This is a genomic window from Microcystis sp. LEGE 00066, from assembly GCF_015207925.1.
Classification (GTDB): domain Bacteria; phylum Cyanobacteriota; class Cyanobacteriia; order Cyanobacteriales; family Microcystaceae; genus Microcystis; species Microcystis ichthyoblabe_A.
Window position 1 is genome coordinate 1 of record NZ_JADEVX010000374.1, and the last position, 1,170, is coordinate 1,170.

Here is a 1,170-nt window from a genome sequence, read left to right on the forward strand (position 1 = left end):
TCTTTTGATATTAACTTATTTGTGCCTTAAGTCCTTTCCTGTATGAATTTCAGCTACTTTTGAGCTTAGGTACTCTCATTGAATTTTATTTTAAGTTAATTATTTGCATAACAATTCCCGAAGAGCCGATATTTTAGTGGATATTGATAGCTTAACCAATAATACAACTTATCTAGTAATTGCCTTAAAACCCGCACCTATACAAGTAACTTGGTTAGGATTAGATGCGTCGGGAATCCCTGCGATTGATTATTTTATTGCCGATAACTACGTTTTACCCGAAAATGCTGAAGAAATTTATTCAGAAAAAATCATCCGACTTCCTAACTCTTATTTATCTGTAGATGGTTTTGAAGTGGGTGTTCCCACTAGGAGAAGAACTGATTTAAATATTCCCGATGATGCTATTATTTATCTGACCGTGCAATCGGGATTAAAACGCACCTTAAACATGATTTATCTGCAATTGCAGATTCTTCAACAGGTTCCTAATAGCTATCTTTTAATCAAAGGTTTTGCCGACAAAGAAACCATTCGAGAATTATTTCTCAAAAGTGCTGACGAATTGGGAATTAGTCAAGATAGATTAAGATTTTTGCCCAATGATTTGCATGAGGAAACCCATCGCGCTAATCTAGGAATTGCTGATATAATTCTCGATACCTATCCCTATAGTGGTGCTACCACAACCCTAGAAACCCTATGGATGGGGATTCCTTTAGTCACTAGGGTTGGTGAACAATTTGCAGCCCGCAATAGCTATACTTTTATGAAAAATGCTGGCATTAGTCAGGGTATAGCTTGGAGTGAGGAGGAATATGTGCAGTGGGGAATTAAGCTAGGATTGGATAAAAATTTGCGGGAAGAAGTCCGTTATCAATTACGTCAATCTCGTCACACATCTCCCCTCTGGAATGCCAAACAATTTACCAGAGATTTAGAAACTGCTTATCAACAAATGTGGAATATTTACAGCCTTTCTCATCAAGATGAAGTCTAACCTAATTTGCCATCGCCGACCGAGGACCGACTCTCTTAGGTTTGGTGGGTAAAATGTATTCTAAGATACAGTCCTGCTGGCGAGCGCGTGCAACGAACCACAAAGACACAAAGGACACCAAGATTGAACGCTCCTATATTAAGTTAAACCGATCACACAGAACCTAGAAG

The 1,170-nt window shown here is 38.4% G+C and carries 1 pseudogene; it reads left to right on the forward strand.

From position 1 onward, the window contains the following. Positions 1-127 precede the first annotated feature (127 nt). Positions 128-1,000 (forward strand): annotated as a pseudogene (locus tag IQ224_RS23625) (O-linked N-acetylglucosamine transferase, SPINDLY family protein); the annotation flags it as partial. Positions 1,001-1,170: the final 170 nt, after the last annotated feature.